We start from the raw sequence: 18,049 nt of genomic DNA, 5'->3' as shown, positions 1-18,049 counted from the left end.
GGATCGCGCCCCGCTGGTTACCGGACGTGGGAACCAGCTCACCAGGCTCCCGCGCCACACCCGTCACACGGATCGTGCCGTCCGGGATTGTCGGTGCCCCGTCCTAAGGTGCCCGATCATGGACACCGGACCGCGGCCCGGCCAGGCGCAGCTGGCCTTCGACGAGCTCGGCACCCCGTTGCGGGACACCACGTTCGTCGTCTTCGACCTCGAGACCACGGGCACGAAGCCGGGGCCGGACGCGATCACCGAGATCGGGGCCGTGAAGGTGCGCGGCGGTGAGGTGGTGGCCGAGTTCGCCACGCTGGTGAACCCGGGTTCACCGATCCCGCCGCAGGTGGTGGAGCTCACGGGCATCACGCAGGCGATGGTCTACGACGCGCCGCGCATCGAGCGCGTGCTGCCCGCGTTCCTCGAGTTCATCTCCGGCGCCGTGCTCGTGGCCCACAACTCGGGGTTCGACACGGGCTTCATGCGGGCCGCCTGCGAGGGCCACGGCTACGTCTGGCCGCGCGCCACGGTGATCTGCACGGTGAAGCTCGCCCGGCGCGTGATCCCGCGCGAGGAGGCCCGCAGCTACCGCCTGTCGAACCTGGCCATGCTGCTCGGCTCCCGCACCCGGCCCACGCACCGCGCGCTCGACGACGCCCGCGCGACCGTCGACGTGCTCCACGCGCTGCTGGAGCGGGTCGGCAACGTCGGCGTGCACACCGTCGAAGAGCTCGTGGACTACCTGCCCGAGGTGACCACCGCGCAGCGGCGCAAACGCCACCTGGCGGCCGACCTCCCGTCGCGGCCCGGGGTGTACCTGTTCCGCGGCCCGCGCGAGGAGGTCCTCTACGTCGGCACCGCGCGGGATCTGCGCCGGCGGGTGCGGCAGTACTTCACGGGCTCGGAGAGCCGCGGGCGCATCCGCGAGATGGTGGCGCTGGCCGAGCGGGTGGAGGCCATCGAATGCGCCCACTCGCTGGAGGCCGAGATCCGCGAGCTGCGGCTCATCGCGGCCCACCGGCCGATGTACAACCGGCGCTCGAAGAACCCGCACCACGCGTGGTGGGTCGGGCTCACCGACGAGGCCTTCCCGCGCCTGTCCGTGGTCCGGCTGCCGCGCGAAGGCACGCTCGGCCCGTTCCGCAGCCAGGCCGACGCCCGCACGGCGGCCGACACGCTCGCGGGCGCCGCCGGGCTGCGCACCTGCACCCTGCGGATCTCGGCCCGTGGCGGCTCGGCCACGCCGTGCGTGCTCGCCGAGCTCGGCCGCTGCGGCGCGCCCTGCGCCGGCCGCCAGAGCGTGGCGGACTACTCCCCCGGCGTCACGGCCGCGCGCGACCTCATCTCCGGCCACGACGGCCGTCCCCTGAAGCTCGCCGCCGCCCAGCTCGACCGGCTGTCGGAGGGCCGCCACTACGAGCAGGCCGCCCGCCACCGCGACGAGCTGGCCGACCTCGTGCGCGCCGTCGGCCGGTCCCACCGGCAGGCCGCGCTCGCGGACATCGCCGAGCTCATCGCCGCCAACCCGGACGGCAACGGCGGCTGGGAGCTCTCCGTGATCCGCCACGGGCGCCTCGCGTCCGCCGGCGTCGCCCGCCGCGGCGTGCCGCCGATGCCGGTGGTGGAACACCTCGTCGCCGCCGCGGAAACCGTGCTGCCGGGTGAAGGACCGTTGCGCGGTGCGTCGGGGGAAGAGGTGGCGGTGCTGCTGCGCTGGCTGGCCCGCCCCGGCGTGCGGCTGGTGCGCACCACGCGCCCGTGGGCCGAACCCACCGCCGTGGCCGGCTGGCGCGGCTGGCTCGACCTCGCAGCGGGTGCGCGGACGCTGGAGCGGGTGGCGGGGTGATGAAGGCTACGATCAGCGCTCGTCGGGTACCGCCAGGGAGTGGAGGAACGCTGTGATCACGGCGATCGTGCTGATCAACGTAGAGGCCGAGGAGATCCCGCAGGCCGCGCAGGCGATCGCGGACCTCGAAGGGGTCAACGAGGTCTACTCGTGCGCCGGTGACGTCGACCTGATCGCCACCGTGCGCGTGAAGGCCCACGAGGACCTGGCCGACCTCATCCCCGGCCGCATCGGCAAGGTGAGCGGCGTGCTGGACACCGTCACGCACATCGCGTTCCGCTCGTACTCGCGCGCCGACACGGACTCCGCGTTCGAGATCGGCGTCGAAGGCGCCTGAGCCTCGCACCGCGACCCAACGCCGGACCGCACAACTTCGGACAACGAGGAAGGCCCCTCCACCCGCCTGGGTGAAGGGGCCTTCCTCGTCTTCGAGAGCTAGTGCTTGGTACCGACCTCGTGCGACTCCGACTCCGAGCTCTCCAGCTCGGCGTGCCCGTTGCCGTGGGACGCCCGCTCGAGAGCGGCCGACTCCTCCGGCGGGTCCGGGGTCCAGATCGAACCGGGGACGGCGTGCCCGGCGGTGCCGAGCTTGTTCATCTTCTTCGGCACCGCGGCGCCCTGGTACTCGAGCGGGATCGCGTGGCCGTGGCCGTCCACGCCGCCGAGCGGCTGGTGGACCTCGATGAACTCACCGTGCGGCAGGCGCTTGATGATGCCCGTCTCCACGCCGTGCTCCAGCACCTCGCGGTCGGCCCGCTGCAGACCCAGGCAGATCCGGTAGGTGATGTAGTACGCGATCGGCGGCACGATCAGCACGCCGATGCGGCCGGCCCACGTGGTGGCGTTCAGGGAGATGTCGAACTGGTCGGCGATGATGTCGTTGAAGCCCGACAGCTCGATGACCAGGAAGAACCCGAGCGCCATCATGCCCAGCGCGGTGCGGACCGGTGCGTCGCGCGGCCGCTGGAGCAGGTTGTGCGCCGCGTTGTCCTTCGACAGCTTGCGCTCCAGGAACGGGTACGCGAGCAGCAGACCGATCAGCACCGGCATGCCCACCGCACCCGGGAAGAACACCGCCGGGATCGTGTAGTTCCCGAGGTAGACCTCCCACGCGGGCCAGATGCGCAGCATGCCGTCGGCCCAGGCCATGTAGAAGTCGGGCTGCGAACCGGCCGACACCATCGACGGGTTGTACGGCCCGAAGTTCCACACCGGGTTGATCTGGAACAGGCCCGACATCAGCGCGATGACACCCACGACCAGCGTGAAGAACGCGCCGCCCTTGAGGGCGAAGTACGGCATGATGCGCACGCCGACGACGTTGGTTTCCTTGCGCCGCACGCCCGGGAACTGCGTGTGCTTCTGGTACCAGACCAGCGCCAGGTGCACGCCGACCAGCGCGAGCATGATGCCCGGGATCAGCAGGATGTGCAGCGTGTACAGGCGCGGGATGATCTGGTCGCCCGGGAACTCGCCGCCGAACAGCGCCCAGTGGATCCAGGTGCCGATGACCGGCACCGAGAGGACGATGCCCGACAGGGTCGCGCGGATACCGGTACCGGAGAGCAGGTCGTCCGGGAGCGAGTAACCGAAGAAGCCCTCGAACATGCCCAGGATCAGCAGCAGGCCACCGATGACCCAGTTGGCCTCACGCGGCTTGCGGAACGCGCCGGTGAAGAAGATCCGGAACATGTGGATCATCATCGAGGCGACGAAGATCAGCGCAGCCCAGTGGTGCAGCTGCCGCACGAACAGGCCGCCGCGCACGTCGAACGAGATGTCCAGCGTGGTCCGGAACGCCTGCGACATCTCGACGCCCTGCAGGTTCTGGAAGCTCCCGTGGTAGGTCACTTCCTGCATGGAGGGGTCGAAGAACAGGGTCAGGTACACACCCGAGAGCAGGATGACGATGAAGCTGTACAGCGCGATCTCGCCCAGCAGGAACGACCAGTGCGTGGGGAAGACCTTGTTCATCTGGTGACGCAGGCCCTTGGCCAGCTTGTAGCGCTGGTCCGCGTTGTCCGCGGCTTCGCCGAGGTGCTGCTCGAGCGCGCTCGTGCCCTTGGTGGGCGTGGTGAGTGAACTCATGACTTACGCTCCCAAAAGGCCGGACCGATGGCCTCGATGAAGTCGCCCCGAGCGACCAAGTATCCCTCCGAGTCAACCGTGATGGGCAGCTGAGCCAGCGGCCGCGTCGCCGGGCCGAAGATGGGCTTGGCGTAGTGCAGGGCGTCGAACTGCGACTGGTGGCACGGGCAGAGAATGCGGTTCGTGCGCTGCTCGTACAGGGAGGTCGGGCAGCCCACGTGGCTGCAGATCTTCGTGTACGCGTAGTAGTCGCCGAAGTTGAAGTCCTCCTGGCCCTTCCGCTTCACCACGCGCGCGGCGTCGGTGGGGCGCAGCCGGATGAGCATCACCGGGTTGTCGACGCGGGTCAGCGCGGCGGCCAGCGCCTCGCGGTTGCCCGCCTCGGTCTTGCGGTACGGGAACACCGTCTCCATGGCACCGGCGTCGAGGTCCTCGACGCGCAGGAGCGTGACGCCCTTCTCGACGTCCTCGTCCAGGCTGCCGGTGTTGCGGCGCAGGTACACGACCTCGCCCGGGTGCTGCGGCTGCCAGCCGGTGTGCCACAGCGAGTTCTCGTTGTCGGTGTCCTTCCACGGGTCCTTGATGAAGGACGCGATGGGTAGGGCGGCGACCGCGAGGCCGAGCGCGCCGGCGCTCGCGCCGACGGTGCGCTTGATCAGCGAGCGGCGGGCGATGGTGCTGCGGCTCCCGGCGTCGGCCAGGTGCGCGAGGATCGTGGCGCGGTCGACCTCGGCCGACGGGCCGTCGCTGCGCTGCTGGATCGCGTTCTCCTGCGGCACGAACTTCTTCGTGTACAGGATCACGCCGATGCCCAGCGCCAGCACCGCGACGCCGAGCGTGACGCCCAGCGCGGGGGTGTAGAGGCTGTAGGTGGCGTGCCCGCTCGCGTCACTCGGGTCCTTGTACTCCCACCAGTGCGGCCATGCGATGACCACGACGAACGCCAGGCCCGCGAGCGCGGACAGGGCGAACCAGAACGCGACGAGCCGCTGCGCGCGACGCTCGGCGCGGGTGTCCTTGACCGGCCACGGTTCCGGGTAGTCGACGATCTCGACGCCGTCCAGCTGACCGCCCAGCTTGAGCAGCTGATCGCGGTCCATCTCAGCCAGTTCCGCCTCCGAGGGCGGCTGGGGCCCTTCGGCACTCATGCCTTCGATCCAATCCACAGCGTAATGCCGACAAGTGCGGCAATTCCGACGACGAACGCGATGAGGCCTTCGGAGGCGGGACCGAACCCGCCGAGCCCGTTGCCACCCGGGTTGTTGTTGCCGTCCGACACCGACTTTACATAAGCGATGATGTCTTTCTTCTCCTCCGGGTTGAGCTGCCGGTCGGAGAATTTCGGCATGTTCTGCGGCCCGGTGAGCATTGCGTCATAAATCTGCTCTTCGGTGGCCGGGTCGAGGTTCGGCGCGTACTTGCCCGCCGAGAGCGCGCCACCACGACCGGTGAAGTTGTGGCACGACGCGCAGTTGAGGCGGAACAGCTCGCCACCGCGGGCCGGGTCGCTGCCGCGCAGCGCGGCACCGGTCTCGTCGGGACGCTGCACGCCGCCGCCGTGGGCCTGCACGAAGGCGCCGACGGCGTCGATCTCGCTCGGCGTGAGCTTCGGCGGCTTGCGCGCGATCTGCGCTTCCTGGCGCGCGGCGGGCATGCGGCCGGACGAGGTCTGGAAGTACACGGCCGCGTCGCCGACGCCGATGAGGCTCGGACCGCGGTCCTGCACGCCCTCGAGGTTCTTGCCGTGGCACTCGATGCAGGTGTTGTTGTAGACCTGCTCACCCTGCCGCAGCAGAGCCGGGTCGCCCTGGGCCTGCGCGGTCTGGGGCTCGGGCGCGAACACGGCGTACAGGGCGCCGGCTCCCACCAGCGCGACACCGAGTGCGAGCAGGCCGGCGAAACGCCTGCGCAGCTTCGAACGCGCGCGGAACCGGCGCTCCGGGGACTTCTTGCTGGTGGTCATCTTGCGGCAACCCTTGCTGTCAGTTCAGGCCGATGGTGGTGGCGGCGGGCGGGATCAGGGGAGGATGTAGATCACCGCGAAGAGGCCCACCCACACGATGTCGACGAAGTGCCAGTAGTACGACACGACGATCGCCGAGGTGGCCTGCGCGGGCGTGAACTTGCTGAGCTTGGTGCGGATCAGCAGGTACACGAACGCGATGAGCCCGCCGATCACGTGCAGGCCGTGGAAACCGGTGGCGAGGTAGAACACCGTGCCGAACGGGCCGGACGGGATCGTCAGCCCCTCGTTCACCAGGTTGTGGTACTCGTTGGCCTGGCCCGCGACGAAGATCGCGCCCATGATCAACGTGACGATGTACCAGCGCCGGAGGCCGTAGACATCCCCGCGCTCCGCGGCGAACACGCCGAACTGGCACGTCAGCGAGGACAGCACCAGGATCACCGTGAACGGGATCGCGTAGGGGATGTTGAGGTGGAATTCCTCGCCGTGCAGGGGCGGCGGCCAGGGGGCGCCGGCCGCGTTCTGCGCCTTGACGGTGAAGAACATGGCGAACAGTCCGGCGAAGAACATCAGTTCGCTGGACAGCCACACGACTGTGCCGACGCTGACCATGTTCGGCCGGTTCAGCGAGTGGACCCGCTGGCTGATGGTGGGAGCTGCCGTTGTCACGGATCGCATTATGTCCTCCCGCGCAGGCACCCCGCCCTTCGGGTCCACGGCGGGTCGTGGGAGCTTCGCATCACACCCGAACCCGGCAGAGGCAGGAGCTACTCGTGAGTTTGCTCGGTCGGCTTCGTGACCTGGCCCGAAAGCGCGAAAGTCCCGGTCTGACGCCTGATGCGCCCGGTTTGGTGATCGTCGCGGAAGCCTTCGACCCCGCCGTGGCGGACTCGGCCGTGCTCGCGAATTCACCCGGCTGGGTCGCGTCGGCGCCCGCCGTGTTCGTCCACCACCTGAGCCTGCCGCCCGATCGCGTGGCCGAAGCGGCCGCGATCCTCGCGCAGGACGGGTGGGAACTGCGCGAGCAAGGCCCCGACGGCGACCGAGTGCTGGTCCACGCCCTGCGGGTGCAGGTGCTCGACGCCCTGCACTGCGCCCAGGAACGCTCGCGGATGGCCGGTCTGGCGCAGCGCCTCGGCGGCGACGCGCTCGGCTGGGACGCGCGGCAACCGGGTGAGTCGCCCACCGCGTCCGCGTGAGATGCATCTCGGCCGATACGATCGCGAAGTTCCACTCGTGACGAGACGGAGGCGTGCTCAATGGGCGAGCAGACGAAGCGGATCCTGGTGTTCAGCCACAAGGCCGAGGTCCGCGACGCGATCATCAACGCCGTCGGCCGGCGGCCCGCCGCCGACCTGGGCCGCGTGGAGTACGTCGAGGCGGCCGGGATCGCCGACGTGCTGTCCGAGGTGGACGCCGGCACCGTCGACCTCGCGATCCTCGACGGCGAGGCCCAGCCCACCGGCGGCATCGGCCTGACCCGCCAGCTGAAGAACGAGATCACCGACTGCCCGCCGATCGTGGTGGCCGTGCGGCGCAAGGACGACCGCTGGCTCGCCACCTGGTCGCAGGCCGACGCCGTGCTGGTGCACCCGCTCGACCCGCTGACCGCGGCGGAGACCGTCGCCGGCGTGCTGCGCGCCGGGCGCGTGCCCGCCGTCAACGGCTGAGCCGGGGATGGGCACCACCCCGGTCCCCCACACGTGGTCCGGCCTGCTGACGCAGCTGATCGGGCGCTCGGACCTGTCCGCCGACGACACGGCCTGGGCCATGGACCAGATCATGTCCGGGGAGGCCTCGCAGGCGCAGATCGCCGGGTTCGCGATCGCGTTGCGCGCCAAGGGCGAGACGCCCGAGGAGATCTCCGGCATGGCCGAGGCGATGCTGGCGCACGCGCGCCGCATTGAACTGGACGCGCCCGCCGTCGACATCGTCGGCACGGGCGGCGACCGGTCCAATTCGGTCAACATCTCCACGATGGCGACGATCGTCACAGCGGCCGCGGGCGCGCCGGTGGCCAAGCACGGCAACCGCAGCGCGTCGTCGAAGTCGGGCGCGGCCGACGTGCTGGAGACGCTCGGCGTCGCGATCGACCTGCCGCCGGACGCGGTGCACCGGTCGTTGCGCGAGATCGGCATCGGTTTCTGCTTCGCGCCCGCATTCCACCCGGCGTTCCGCCACACCGGCCCGCCGCGGCGGGAGCTGGGCGTGCCGACGACGTTCAACCTGCTCGGCCCGCTCACCAACCCGGCGCAGCCGCGCAGCGCGCTGATCGGCTGCGCGTACGCGGACAAGACCCGCGTGCTGGCGGAAGTGTTCGCACAGCGCGGTTTCTCGGTGCTCGTGGCCCGCGGCGACGACGGCCTCGACGAGATCACCACCACCACGACCACGTCGGTCTGGGTGGTTTCGGACGGCACCGTGACCGAACGCAGCTTCGACCCCAGCGCGCTGGGCATCCCGCGCGCCACGGCCGAGGACCTGCGCGGCGGTGACGCGACGGCCAACGCCGAGGTCGTGCGCCAGCTCGTGGCCGGCAAGACCGGCCCGGTGCGCGATGCCGTGGTGCTCAACGCGGCGGCCGCGCTCGCCGCGTTCCGGGGCTTCTCCGGCTCGCTGGAGGACGACCTGGCCACCGGTCTGGAGCAGGCCAACCGCGCCATCGACTCCGGCGCGGCGGCGGCGTTGCTGGAGCGCTGGATCGCCTTCTCCTCCGCTTCCCGCTGACCCGCCGGCCAGGACCACCCCAATGTGGCGTTCGGTGCGTTGAACGCAACCAACGCCGCATTGGGGTGCTTGGGGCGAGCGGAGCGGGGAGGCCGCGGGAAGGGCTCAGGAGCCCTGGAAGGCCGCGCGGTAGGCGCTCGGGGTGGTTGCCCGCAGGCGCGTGAACTGGTGGCGCAGCGCGGCCGCTGAGGCGTAGCCACAGGCCGTCGCGATGTCCTCGACGGACAGCCCGCCCTCCTCCAGCAGCGCCTGGGCTCGGTCGAGCCGGCGTTCGGTGAGCCAGCGGTGCGGAGTGGTGCCCGTGGCGGCGGAGAAGCGCCGCAGGAACGTCCGCTCCCCCAGGCCGCTGCGGCGCGCGAGCTCCGCGACCGTGAACGGCCGGTCCAGCCGCCGTTCCACCCACTCCAAGGCTTCGGCGACCACGGCGTCGTCGGGCGCGGCGGTGGCCGGCAGCGGCGCCTCGACGAACTGCGCCTGCCCGCCGGCGCGGTGCGGGGCCGCGACCATCCGTCGCGCGAGGGTGGTGGCCGCCGCGACACCGCGCAGCCGCCGCACGAGGTGCAGGCACAGGTCCACGGCCGCGACGGTGCCCGCGCTGGTCGACACGCCGTCGTCGTCCGCGTACAGCGCCTGCGGGTCCACACGGGCTTTCGGGAAGAGCCGGCGGAAGTCCTGTTCGTACACCCAGTGCACGGTGCAGCGGCGGCCGTCGAGCAGGCCCGCGTAGCCGAGAGAAAACACGCCCGCGCAGAACCCGGCAACCCACGCTCCACGCTCGCGGGCGTCGCGGAGGACGTCGAGAACCGGTTCCGGCGGCGCCACCGTGCGCGGTTCGCACGTCGGCACGATCAGCAGATCGGCCGAAGCGGCGAAGTCCAATCCGGACAGCCCGCTCAGCCCGAATCCCGACCAGGTGTCCACTTCGGACCCCCTCGGTGAGCACACGCCGAACTCCCAGCCCTCGATGCCGTCCGCGCTGCGGTCGGTGCCGAACACCTCGCACGCGACGCCCAGCTCGAACGGCGAGACCCGGTCGGCCAGTACTACCGCGACCCGTTGCACGTCCATGCGCCCAGCGTGTCACAAGTTTTGCGGCCGTTGTCATTTCTGACACTGGTCGGGCGCGGCTCGCGGGCCGAATCTGAGACGCATGAAGAACCCCGAAACCCGTCCCGTCCTGCAGTGGTCGGCGGCCATGGCCCTGTCGGGCACGATCGGCGCGGTCGTGCTGGAAAGCGGTGCCGCCGCGCCGGCCGTCGCGTTCGCCCGCTGTCTCGTCGGCGGTGTCCTGCTCGTCGTGTGGTGCCTGGCGCGCGGCTACCTGCGCAGCTGGCGGCCGTCGCTCCGCGACCTGCTGCTGGCCGCGCTCGGCGGCGTGCTGCTGGTGGCCAACTGGGTGTTGTTGTTCACGTCGTACGCGCTGTCGTCGATCGGCGTGAGCACGGTCGTCTACCACACGCAGCCGCTCATCCTGGTGGGTCTGGCGGCGGCGTTCCTCGGTGAAAAAGTCGCGAAGACGCACTTGGCCCGGGCAGGCGTCGCGTTCGCCGGCGTGGTGGTGATTTCCCTCTCGGCCCACGGCGACGACGGGCAACCGGTGCGGTTCGCGGGAATCGCGCTCGCGCTGGGCGCGGCGGTGCTCTACGCCGGCGCATCGTTCGTGGCGAAGCAGCTCACCCACGTGCGCCCGCATCTGCTCGCGGCGGTGCAACTGGCGGTGGGGACGGTGCTGCTGGCCCCGGCGCTGGCGTTCACGCCGCTCCCGCACTCGGTTCCGGGGTTGCTGTGGCTGGTGCTGCTCGGCACCGTGCACACGGCGGTGATGTACGTGCTGATGTACGCGAGCATCGGCAAGCTGCCCACCACGACGGTGGCGCTGCTGTCCTACCTGTACCCGGTGGTCGCGGTGGTGGTGGACGTGCTGGCGTTCGGCCACCGGCTGTCGTGGCCGGAGGGCCTGGGGATGCTGGCGGTGCTCGCCGCCGCGCTGGCACCCCAGCGCGGCGGCAGGCCCCGGTCAGGAACGACCGGGGAAAGCGTCACTCGTGGTTCGGGCCCGTGTGGTACTCGAACACCAGCCCGCCCACGGCGATGAGCAGGGCGACGAGCGCCATGACCAGCAGCCAGATGTGGAAGAACGCGAGCGCGAGACCACCCAGCGCAGCCGCGGCCGCCATGGCGATCGGCCAGTAGCTGCCCGGGCTGAAGAAGCCCAGCTCGCCCGCGCCGTCGCTGATCTCGGCGTCCTCGCGGTCCTCGGGGCGCGGTTCGATCCGGCGGGACACGAACTGCATGTAGCTGCCCGCGAGGAACGCGAGGCCACCGGTCAGGAAGAGCGCGACGATGCCGACGGGCTCGGCCTTCTGGTCGGTCGCGTAGAGGGCGGTCATGACCCAGTAGATGACGGCCATGACGACGGCGAACGCCGCCACCATGTAGAAAATCCGGGCTTCGACCTTCATGGGACTTTCTCCCCTACTCCTCTGGTTCGCCGGAACCGGTCAGTTGGACGCGGTGCGCGCGGTGCGGTCGGTGTTGAACGGCTGCGTGGTCACCGCGTGCGGGGTGCACAGCTCGCCGCAGTTCATCGCCGCCAGCGCCTCGGAAGCCGTGTTCGGCAGGCCCGTCTTCGGGTTCGTTTCCGTGCGCAGCTTGATGTACTGGTCGTACTTGTCCGGCGAGAGCGCACGCACCTCGAAGTTCATCACCGAGTGGTACGTGCCGCAGAGCTCCGCGCACCGGCCGACGAAGGAGCCTTCGCGGTCGATGGAGTTCTGGAAGGAGCTGTCCTGGTTGTTCTTCTCGGGGTCCGGGAAGACGTCGCGCTTGAAGTGGAACTCCGGGACCCAGAACGAGTGGATGACGTCGGTGGACCGCAGGCGGTACTCGATCGTCTTGTTCGTCGGGAGCACGAGCAGCGGGATCTCGCCGGACGAACCGACGGTGCTCACCTGGGTGCCGTCCGGGCGCTTCGCGTTCGCGTCGTCGTACTTGAACTCCCAGTTCCACTGGAAGGCCACCACGTCGACGGTCACGTCCGGGTCGGGCTTCTTGTCGAGGACGTTGCTCTCGGTCGTCGCGGTGAAGAAGAACAGAACGCAGACCATGATCGTCGGGACGACGACGGTGAAGATCTCGAGCGGGATGTTGTACTGGAACTGCCGCGGGAGGTCCTCGGGACCCTCGACCGCGGAGTTCTTCTTCTTGCGGTGGAACGTCGCGGTCCAGAAGATCAGGGCCCACACGATGACACCGACGGCGAGCGCCGCGATGACCGTCCACGTCCAGAGGTTCTGCATCTCTTCGGCTTGCGGGGTGACCCCGACCGGCCAGCCGAATCGGAGGATCGCGTCCCCGGAGCAGCCCGTCGCGGTCAGCGCGACCAGCACGGCCAGCGCGGCGACGCGGCCGACCCGCTTACCCCCGTGGGTGCGCGCTGGTTTTCCCACTGCACCTCGCCCTTTCACCCAGAGCCTCCTCGACCGATCTTCGTGACAGGCGGAGCCTAGCCGAGTTCACGATTCCCGCTGTCCAAGGGGTGACCACAACGCGCGCGCGTCCACCCGATGCGGTCCGCGGTGCACGGTTCGCGGCATACTGTGCCCTTCCCGGACCGGCGAAGACCCTGAGGTGTGTGAGTACGCGTGTGCGGCCTGCTTGGACTGATCTGCGGCACCGAGACCGACGCGGCGAACGCCCGTGAAGCCGTGGGCGCGGCGATGCGCTGCCAGCGCCACCGCGGCCCCGACGAGCAGGACACCTGGGCCGACGCCGAGGTCGTCTACGGCTTCAACCGGCTGGCGTTCATCGACGTCGACCACGCCCACCAGCCGCTGCACTGGGGCCCGCCGGAAGCTCCGGGCCGCTACACCATGAACTTCAACGGGGAGATCTACAACTACCGCGAGCTGCGCGACGAGCTCGCTGAAAAGTTCGGCGCGAAGTTCGAGACCGAGGGCGATGGCGAGGCCATCGTCGCGGCCTACCACTTCCTGGGCGCCGACGCGGTGAAGAAGCTGCGCGGCATGTTCGCCTTCATGATCTGGGACTCCGCCGAGAAGGTCGTGTTCGGCGCGCGGGACCCGTTCGGCATCAAGCCGCTGTTCTACGCCGCCGGCCCCGGCGGAGTGGCGTTCTCCAGCGAGAAGAAGAGCCTGCTGGAGCTCACCGACACGCTCGGCGTGGCCCAGGAGCTGGACCGCAAGGCCCTGCAGCACTACCTGGTGCTGCAGTACGTGCCGGAGCCCGAGTCGCTGCACACGGCCGTGCGCCGCGTCGAGTCGGGCACGTCGTTCCGCGTGGTGCCGGGCGGGCAGGTCGAGTTCACCCGCTACTTCCACCCGCAGTTCGCGGCGAAGCCGGTGAACGGCGCCGCCGAGGCCGAAGCCCTGTACGAGCGCATCGCGAATGTGATGCGCGACTCGGTGGGCAAGCACATGATCTCCGACCCGGACGTGACGGTCGGCGCGTTCCTGTCCGGCGGCATCGACTCCACGGCCACGGCGACGCTGGCGAAGGAGCACAACCCGAACCTCATCGCGTTCACCACCGGGTTCGAACGCGAGGGTTATTCCGAAGTGGACGTCGCCGCCGAGTCGGCCGCCGCGATCGGCGTGAAGCACGTGGTGCGCACGGTTTCGGCCGACGAGATGATGGAAGCGCTGCCGCTCATCGTCTGGTACCTCGACGACCCGGTGGCCGACCCGGCGCTGGTGCCCTTGTGGTTCATCGCGCGCGAGGCCCGCAAGCACGTGAAGGCCGTGCTGTCGGGCGAGGGCGCGGACGAGCTGTTCGGCGGCTACACGATCTACAACGAGCCGATTTCGCTGGCACCGTTCGAAAAGGTGCCCGGCGGTGTGCGCAAGCTCATCGGCAAAGTGTCCACGAAGATCCCGGAAGGCACGCGCGGCAAGGACTTGCTGCGCCGCGGCGCGCTGCCGCTGGAGGACCGCTACTACGGCAACGCGCGCAACTTCCGCGACGACCAGCTGCGCAACGTGCTGCGGACGTACACCGAAGGCGTGGGTTTCAAGGACGTCACCGCGCCCTGGTACGACGTCTCGCGCGGCTGGGACCCGGTGGCGCGCATGCAGCACGTGGACCTGTTCACCTGGCTGCGGGGCGACATCCTCGTGAAGGCCGACAAGGTCACCATGGCCAACTCGCTGGAGCTGCGCGTGCCGTTCCTCGACGCCGAGGTGTTCAAGGTCGCCGCTTCCATTCCCCTGGACCAGAAACTCGCGCACGGCACCACGAAGTACGCGCTGCGCCAGGCACTCGCGAAGATCATCCCCGCCCACGTGCTCAACCGCCGCAAGCTCGGCTTCCCCGTGCCGATCCGCCTGTGGCTGCGCAACGAGATGTACGACTGGGCGCGCGGCATCATCAACGACTCGAAGACCGACGAGCTGCTCGACAAGCCCGCCGTGCTGCGCCTGCTGGAGGAGCACAAGGCCGGCCAGCTCGACCGCAGCCGCCAGATCTGGGCCCTGCTGGTGTTCATGCTGTGGCACGGCATCTTCGTCGAGCACCGCATCAAGCCGGAGATCCCGGAGCCGGTCTACCCGGTGAAGCTCTGACGCCGTTTCCGCTAGGTCCGAACGGGGATTTCGACGCAGCTTGAACAGCTTGGCGGCGAGGTCCCCGTCCGGCAGCGTGCGTCACATGAAAACTCTTCGGAAAGTGATTCTGACCACGGCAGTGGCCGCTGCCGCCCTGTCTTTCGCCGCGGTGCCCGCCAACGCGGCCCCGCTGTCGAGCGCGCCGTACGGCGCCTACGCGAACGAAGGCACGTTCCCGTCCAGCGGCCCGTGCCCGCACGGCAGTTTCAGCGCGGCTCGCCGCGTGTTCACGCAGGCACCCGGCTCCGACGGCACCCTGCACCCCTTGCAGATCGACCTCATGTACTACGGCGCGTGCGGCGCCTTCGCCGAGGTCACCGACACGCTCACCAATTCGGGCACCGACAACTGCACCGTCTACGTCGACCGCTCCGACGACGGCGGCACGACCTGGGTCAACACCACCGACCAGATGGAATTCGGGTACGGCGAAACCAGGATCGCGAACAACCTCAACGGCCGCCTCGCGCGGGCCGCGGTGTCGTGCAACGGGGAGCTGACCAGAACCGGGTGGTACTGACGCCTTGACGCGGGCGGGGCCGCCCGGACCCGGGACAGCCCCGCCGCGCTTCACAAGGTCCGATCGGGGATTTCGAGCCTGGTCTAACAGCTTGGCGGCGCAGTCGTGCGTCCGGCAGCTTCCCCCTATGAAGATTCTTCGGAAAGTTGTCCTGGCCACGGCGGCGAGCGCGTCGGCGCTCTCGTTCGCTGCGGTCCCCGCGAATGCGCAACCGCTGTCGAGCGCGCCGTACGGCGCCTACGCGAACGAAGGCACGTTCCCCTCGAGCGGGCCGTGCCCGCACGGCAGTTTCAGGGTGCAGCAGGAGTACACCACCAACGCACCGAATGCCCTCGGCGGGCTGATCACCATCACGGTCCGGTTGTACTACTACGGCGCGTGCGGTGCCTTCGCCGAGGCCCAGGCCGCCGACTCGAGCCAGGCCAGCGACCGCTGCTCGATCGTCGTCGACCGGTCCGACGACGGCGGTGCGAGCTGGTCGAGCGAAGAAGAGTGGATGGACAACGGCTGGGCGGAGACGAAGATCGCCAACAACCTCAACGGACGGCTCGCCCGGGGCGCGCTCGTGTGCGACAACCTTTCGGGCCCGCTGTTCATCTTCCGGACCAACTGGTACTGATCCGCTGATACGACAGTGGCCGCCCCCGTGCGTTCGGGGGCGGCCACTCTCGTGCGGCGCGGAACGTCAGGCGCTCGGCAGCACCGTGGCGATCTCGTCCGCCGCCTGTGGGCCGAAGGCGTCGCCGAGGCGGGCGAGGGCGTCGGTGCGGTCGAAGGTCCACTCCTGGGTGCCGACGGTTTCCAGGACCAGCACGGCGATGAGCGAGCCGAGCTGGGCGGCGCGCTCCAGCTCCAGGCCGCCGTCGAGGGCGGCGAGGAAGCCGGCGCGGAAGCCGTCGCCGACGCCGGTCGGGTCGGCCTTGCCGCGTTCGGGGACGGCGCCGATCTGCAGGGCGAGGCCGTCGCGGCCGACGATCTCCACGCCCTTCTCGCCCAGCGTGGTGATGCGCATGCCGACGCGCTCCAGCACGTCGGCCTCGGTCCAGCCCGACTTCTGGAGCAGCAGCTCCCACTCGTAGTCGTTGCTGAACAGGTACTTGGCGCCGGCGATGAAGTCACGCACCTGGGCGCCGTCCATGCGGGCCAGCTGCTGCGACGGGTCGACGGCGAAGGTGTAGCCGCGCTGGCGGCACTCCTGCGCGTGGCGGACCATGCCCTCGGGGTCGTCCGGGCTGATCAGCACGAGGCTCAGCTCGCCGGCGCGGTCGGCGATGGGCTTGAGCTCGATGTTGCGCGACTCGGCCATGGCGCCGGCGTAGAACGTCGCGATCTGGCACAGGTCCTCGTCGGTGGTGCACACGAAGCGCGCGGTGTGCGCGACCTCGGACACCAGCACTCCGGAGGTGTCCACGCCGTGGCGCTCGAGCCACGACGCGTAGTCGGCCCAGTCGGAGCCCACGGCACCCACCAGCACGGGCTTCACGCCCAGCACGCCCAGGCCGAACGCGATGTTGGCGCCGATGCCGCCGCGGCGGACGACGAGGTCGTCGGCCAGGAAGCTCAGCGACACCCGGTGGAGCTGCTCCTTCACGAGCTGCTCGGCGAACCTGCCGGGGAAGTGCATCAGGTGATCGGTTGCGATGCTGCCGGACACGGCGATCCTGGCCTTGTCTGCCACCGGTTCTCCTCTGGGTGTCTCGTTCGTGCGGCTCTGGCGGGGTTACCCGCAGGTCATGACCCGTCCGGGTAGTTCCCGCGCCTCGGCCGACACTACCGGCTGGTACCGCTTTCCCAGTCGCTGAAGGATCAATAGCGTTACGGAAGTGAACACGGCCACTGAACCGGAAGACCTCGGCGAGCTGATCGCCGACTGCGCCCACATCCCGTCCGCGCTCCGCAGCGAGGGACTCACCACCGACCGGATGCCGCACCCGCGCGCGGCGCGGCCGTGGCAGGTCGACGACGCCTGCCACGCGCAGGTCGCCGACCTCGACGCCTACGTCTGAGAGCCGGCTCCGAGCACGAAGAAGGGCCCCCGCCGAGTCGGCCGGGGCCCTTCTTCGTGTGCTTTACCGAGCGCGCGGGCTCAGTGGAAGCTGTCACCGCACGCGCACGAGCCGGTCGCGTTCGGGTTGTCGATCGTGAAGCCCTGCTTCTCGATCGAGTCGACGAAGTCGATCACAGCCTCGGACACGTACGGAGCGCTCATCCGGTCGACCGCCACGCGCAGACCGTCGAAGTCGCGGAAAAGGTCACCGTCGAGCTCGCGCTCGTCGAAGAACAGCTGGTAGCGCAGGCCCGCGCAGCCACCGGGCTGGACGGCGATGCGCAGGTGCATGTCGTCGCGGCCCTCCTGCTCGAGCAGGGCCTTCGCCTTGACCGCCGCGGCGTCGGTCAAGGTCACGCCGTGGGTCTCCTCGGCGGTCTCGGCCTGCGCCGCACCGGTCTGCTCAGCGGTCGTCATGGCACTCCCTCTAGGTCGAACTCACTGCGGGTACTTCTCGTCCGAAACAGTTCAACTCTCCGGGTACCCGATCTGTTCCCCCTCCATGGTTGCACATCGCACGACCTGCCGAACATCGTCGTGACGCCTGCAATACCCTGGTGAGGTGAGGTTCCTGCGCCGAAGCACCACCGAGACCCCTGCGGACGCCGTCGAGGCCGACGTCGTCGAGTCCGATTCGACCATCGGCAAGGCGTACACGCCGGGCAAGGGCCGGGCGACGCCGAAGCGGCGGGAAGCGGAAGGTCGCAAGCGCGGACCCGTCGCCCCGCCGCCCACCAGCATGCGCGAGGCGATGAAGCGCAACAAGCAGCTCCGCAAGGAGAACCCGGTCAGCAAGGAAGACCGGCGCGCCGCCGCCAAGCAGCGCCGCGAACGCATGATGTCCGGCGACGACAAGTACCTGCCTGTGCGCGACCGCGGCCCGGTCAAGGCGTACGTGCGCGACCTCGTCGACTCCCGGCGCAACATCCTGGGCCTGTTCATGCCGCTCGCGATCCTCGTGTTCCTCGCGCTGCTGATCCCGGTGCCGGCGGCGCAGCAGTACATCACCCTCATCTGCATGGCGATGCTGCTGGTCATGGCCATCGAGGGCGTGGTCAACGGCCGCAAGATCTCCCGTCTGGCCCGCGAGCGGTTCCCGAAGGAGCCCACCCGCGGCGTCGGCTGGTACGCCTTCGTGCGCGCGAGCCAGATCCGCAAGCTGCGGGTCCCGAAGCCGCGCCTGCGCCCGGGCGACCCGATCCCCGGCTGAGCATTTCTGTGACGGCCGCCACACCCGCGAGGG

General features: G+C 69.8%; 20 protein-coding genes. 11 read left to right on the top strand and 9 right to left on the bottom strand.

The genetic code is table 11. The features are described from left to right. The first annotated feature begins 118 nt into the window (after positions 1 to 118). Positions 119 to 1,837: a DEDD exonuclease domain-containing protein gene (locus AB0878_RS38230; protein WP_366585810.1), complete on the top strand. Its 1,719-nt coding sequence runs from the start codon at positions 119 to 121 to the stop codon at positions 1,835 to 1,837. A gap of 52 nt (positions 1,838 to 1,889) precedes the next feature. Beyond that, positions 1,890 to 2,174 carry an Lrp/AsnC ligand binding domain-containing protein gene (locus tag AB0878_RS38225; protein ID WP_220237955.1) on the top strand — a complete coding sequence of 95 codons (285 nt, stop codon included), beginning with the start codon at positions 1,890 to 1,892 and terminating at the stop codon, positions 2,172 to 2,174. Between the two features lie 98 nt (positions 2,175 to 2,272). Here the strand turns inward: AB0878_RS38225 and AB0878_RS38220 are convergent, their stop codons facing one another. The 4 genes from AB0878_RS38220 to AB0878_RS38205 are packed head-to-tail and all read right to left on the bottom strand — an operon-like array spanning position 2,273 to position 6,569. After that, positions 2,273 to 3,925, bottom strand: coding sequence for a cytochrome bc complex cytochrome b subunit (locus tag AB0878_RS38220; RefSeq protein WP_366585808.1), 1,653 nt, complete (start codon positions 3,923 to 3,925; stop codon positions 2,273 to 2,275). Then, the gene (locus AB0878_RS38215; RefSeq protein WP_366585806.1) at positions 3,922 to 5,073 is read right to left on the bottom strand and encodes a ubiquinol-cytochrome c reductase iron-sulfur subunit; all 1,152 of its coding nucleotides are present in this window, start codon (positions 5,071 to 5,073) and stop codon (positions 3,922 to 3,924) included. Before AB0878_RS38215 ends, AB0878_RS38220 begins: the two co-directional genes overlap by 4 nt. Next, the gene (locus AB0878_RS38210; protein WP_366585804.1) at positions 5,070 to 5,888 is read right to left on the bottom strand and encodes a c-type cytochrome; all 819 of its coding nucleotides are present in this window, start codon (positions 5,886 to 5,888) and stop codon (positions 5,070 to 5,072) included. Before AB0878_RS38210 ends, AB0878_RS38215 begins: the two co-directional genes overlap by 4 nt. A 54-nt stretch (positions 5,889 to 5,942) precedes the next feature. Next, on the bottom strand, positions 5,943 to 6,569 hold the full coding sequence (locus AB0878_RS38205; protein WP_285969328.1) for a heme-copper oxidase subunit III: 627 nt from the start codon (positions 6,567 to 6,569) through the stop codon (positions 5,943 to 5,945). A gap of 95 nt (positions 6,570 to 6,664) precedes the next feature. Here AB0878_RS38205 and AB0878_RS38200 point away from each other — a divergent pair, with 95 nt between their 5' ends. The 3 genes from AB0878_RS38200 to trpD are packed head-to-tail and all read left to right on the top strand — an operon-like array spanning position 6,665 to position 8,618. Continuing rightward, on the top strand, positions 6,665 to 7,090 hold the full coding sequence (locus AB0878_RS38200; protein ID WP_285969329.1) for a hypothetical protein: 426 nt from the start codon (positions 6,665 to 6,667) through the stop codon (positions 7,088 to 7,090). A gap of 60 nt (positions 7,091 to 7,150) precedes the next feature. Next, positions 7,151 to 7,561, top strand: a complete 411-nt coding sequence (locus AB0878_RS38195) for a hypothetical protein (RefSeq protein WP_354863944.1) — start codon at positions 7,151 to 7,153, stop codon at positions 7,559 to 7,561. Positions 7,562 to 7,568: 7 nt separating this feature from the next. Then, positions 7,569 to 8,618 carry an anthranilate phosphoribosyltransferase gene (trpD, locus tag AB0878_RS38190; RefSeq protein WP_366585801.1) on the top strand — a complete coding sequence of 350 codons (1,050 nt, stop codon included), beginning with the start codon at positions 7,569 to 7,571 and terminating at the stop codon, positions 8,616 to 8,618. A gap of 105 nt (positions 8,619 to 8,723) precedes the next feature. On the opposite strand, the gene AB0878_RS38185 is transcribed toward trpD, so the two are convergent. Further along, on the bottom strand, positions 8,724 to 9,686 hold the full coding sequence (locus AB0878_RS38185; RefSeq protein ID WP_366585799.1) for a helix-turn-helix domain-containing protein: 963 nt from the start codon (positions 9,684 to 9,686) through the stop codon (positions 8,724 to 8,726). 82 nt (positions 9,687 to 9,768) lie between these two features. On the opposite strand from AB0878_RS38185, the gene AB0878_RS38180 reads away from it, so the two are divergent. Next, a complete protein-coding gene (locus AB0878_RS38180) occupies positions 9,769 to 10,713 on the top strand; it encodes a DMT family transporter (protein WP_366585797.1) in 945 nt (314 codons plus the stop codon). Here the strand turns inward: AB0878_RS38180 and AB0878_RS38175 are convergent. Next, positions 10,658 to 11,080: a cytochrome c oxidase subunit 4 gene (locus tag AB0878_RS38175; protein WP_366585795.1), complete on the bottom strand. Its 423-nt coding sequence runs from the start codon at positions 11,078 to 11,080 to the stop codon at positions 10,658 to 10,660. The two genes, AB0878_RS38180 and AB0878_RS38175, sit on opposite strands and share 56 nt — an antisense overlap. 39 nt (positions 11,081 to 11,119) lie before the next feature. Then, the gene (coxB, locus tag AB0878_RS38170) at positions 11,120 to 12,067 is read right to left on the bottom strand and encodes a cytochrome c oxidase subunit II (RefSeq protein WP_366585793.1); all 948 of its coding nucleotides are present in this window, start codon (positions 12,065 to 12,067) and stop codon (positions 11,120 to 11,122) included. Between the two features lie 195 nt (positions 12,068 to 12,262). Between coxB and asnB the strand changes: the two genes are divergently transcribed. From asnB to AB0878_RS38155, 3 genes are all read left to right on the top strand, one after another. Then, positions 12,263 to 14,197 (top strand): asparagine synthase (glutamine-hydrolyzing), encoded by a 1,935-nt coding sequence (asnB, locus tag AB0878_RS38165; protein WP_366585791.1) that lies wholly within the window; start codon positions 12,263 to 12,265, stop codon positions 14,195 to 14,197. A gap of 103 nt (positions 14,198 to 14,300) precedes the next feature. Further along, complete coding sequence (locus AB0878_RS38160; RefSeq protein ID WP_366585789.1) at positions 14,301 to 14,759, top strand: hypothetical protein; 459 nt, start codon at positions 14,301 to 14,303, stop codon at positions 14,757 to 14,759. 127 nt (positions 14,760 to 14,886) lie between these two features. Continuing rightward, on the top strand, positions 14,887 to 15,378 hold the full coding sequence (locus AB0878_RS38155; RefSeq protein WP_366585787.1) for a sialidase family protein: 492 nt from the start codon (positions 14,887 to 14,889) through the stop codon (positions 15,376 to 15,378). Between the two features lie 66 nt (positions 15,379 to 15,444). Here AB0878_RS38155 and AB0878_RS38150 read toward each other — a convergent pair whose 3' ends face one another. After that, positions 15,445 to 16,437: a carbohydrate kinase family protein gene (locus AB0878_RS38150; protein ID WP_366585785.1), complete on the bottom strand. Its 993-nt coding sequence runs from the start codon at positions 16,435 to 16,437 to the stop codon at positions 15,445 to 15,447. A gap of 145 nt (positions 16,438 to 16,582) precedes the next feature. On the opposite strand from AB0878_RS38150, the gene AB0878_RS38145 reads away from it, so the two are divergent. Next, the gene (locus tag AB0878_RS38145) at positions 16,583 to 16,765 is read left to right on the top strand and encodes a hypothetical protein (protein WP_220237941.1); all 183 of its coding nucleotides are present in this window, start codon (positions 16,583 to 16,585) and stop codon (positions 16,763 to 16,765) included. 80 nt (positions 16,766 to 16,845) lie between these two features. Here the strand turns inward: AB0878_RS38145 and AB0878_RS38140 are convergent, their stop codons facing one another. Further along, entirely contained in the window at positions 16,846 to 17,223 is a 378-nt protein-coding gene (locus AB0878_RS38140; protein ID WP_220237940.1) for an iron-sulfur cluster assembly accessory protein, read from the bottom strand. A gap of 145 nt (positions 17,224 to 17,368) precedes the next feature. Here AB0878_RS38140 and AB0878_RS38135 point away from each other — a divergent pair, with 145 nt between their 5' ends. Then, entirely contained in the window at positions 17,369 to 18,016 is a 648-nt protein-coding gene (locus tag AB0878_RS38135) for a DUF3043 domain-containing protein (RefSeq protein WP_366585783.1), read from the top strand. The last annotated feature ends 33 nt before the right edge of the window (positions 18,017 to 18,049 follow it).

It is taken from the genome of Amycolatopsis sp. NPDC047767, assembly GCF_040704195.1.
GTDB lineage: Bacteria > Actinomycetota > Actinomycetes > Mycobacteriales > Pseudonocardiaceae > Amycolatopsis.
The sequence above is the reverse complement of the archived record's forward strand: the minus strand, read 5'-3'. Positions and strand labels throughout refer to the sequence as shown.

Coding starts and splice junctions, on each gene's coding strand:
- AB0878_RS38230 (WP_366585810.1), top strand. CDS start 119: ATGGACACCGGACCGCGGCCCGGCCAGGCGCAGCTGGCCTTCGACGAG.
- AB0878_RS38220 (WP_366585808.1), bottom strand. CDS start 3,925: ATGAGTTCACTCACCACGCCCACCAAGGGCACGAGCGCGCTCGAGCAG.
- AB0878_RS38215 (WP_366585806.1), bottom strand. CDS start 5,073: ATGAGTGCCGAAGGGCCCCAGCCGCCCTCGGAGGCGGAACTGGCTGAG.
- AB0878_RS38210 (WP_366585804.1), bottom strand. CDS start 5,888: ATGACCACCAGCAAGAAGTCCCCGGAGCGCCGGTTCCGCGCGCGTTCG.
- AB0878_RS38205 (WP_285969328.1), bottom strand. CDS start 6,569: ATGCGATCCGTGACAACGGCAGCTCCCACCATCAGCCAGCGGGTCCAC.
- AB0878_RS38195 (WP_354863944.1), top strand. CDS start 7,151: ATGGGCGAGCAGACGAAGCGGATCCTGGTGTTCAGCCACAAGGCCGAG.
- trpD (WP_366585801.1), top strand. CDS start 7,569: ATGGGCACCACCCCGGTCCCCCACACGTGGTCCGGCCTGCTGACGCAG.
- AB0878_RS38185 (WP_366585799.1), bottom strand. CDS start 9,686: ATGGACGTGCAACGGGTCGCGGTAGTACTGGCCGACCGGGTCTCGCCG.
- AB0878_RS38180 (WP_366585797.1), top strand. CDS start 9,769: ATGAAGAACCCCGAAACCCGTCCCGTCCTGCAGTGGTCGGCGGCCATG.
- AB0878_RS38175 (WP_366585795.1), bottom strand. CDS start 11,080: ATGAAGGTCGAAGCCCGGATTTTCTACATGGTGGCGGCGTTCGCCGTC.
- AB0878_RS38155 (WP_366585787.1), top strand. CDS start 14,887: ATGAAGATTCTTCGGAAAGTTGTCCTGGCCACGGCGGCGAGCGCGTCG.
- AB0878_RS38140 (WP_220237940.1), bottom strand. CDS start 17,223: ATGACGACCGCTGAGCAGACCGGTGCGGCGCAGGCCGAGACCGCCGAG.